The sequence below is a fragment of the Cryobacterium sp. 10I1 genome (assembly GCF_035019805.1).
Lineage (GTDB): Bacteria > Actinomycetota > Actinomycetes > Actinomycetales > Microbacteriaceae > Cryobacterium > Cryobacterium glucosi.
This window is the reverse complement of sequence record NZ_JASJVF010000597.1, coordinates 1-354: the sequence shown is the minus strand read 5'-3', so window position 1 is coordinate 354 and position 354 is coordinate 1. Positions and strand designations below refer to the sequence as shown.

Annotated in this window: 1 protein-coding gene; it reads left to right on the top strand. The window is 68.6% G+C overall.

Annotated elements, in window-relative coordinates:
- Positions 1-268 (top strand): PfkB family carbohydrate kinase (locus tag QN345_RS19935; RefSeq protein WP_323509228.1); only part of this gene is annotated, 268 nt, incomplete at its 5' end.
- Positions 269-354: the final 86 nt, after the last annotated feature.

Sequence of the window (354 nt, the reverse complement as noted above, 5' to 3'; positions counted from 1 at the left end):
CGTGTTGACGACCAGGGACGGATCCTGGCTCGCCCAGACGCCGCCCATGGTCGCCGTGAGCACCGTCGGCGCCGGCGACTCGTCGCTGGCCGGCTTCCTGCTGAGCGACCTGGCCGGCGGCAGCGCCCCCGATGCGCTCCGCCAGGCAGCAGCCCACGGGGCCGCAGCCGCATCTTTGCCCGGATCAACCGTTCCGGCACTGAACCAAACAAAGCCCAGCGACGTCACCGTGACGCAGCTGACCCATCCAAAGGAGGATGTCCAGTGAGTGCACTGATCACCCCGGAGCTCGTCGCTCTGGATAAGAACCTCGGAGCCGCTCCCTCGAGCGTCATCCGGCGACTCGCCGAGCTC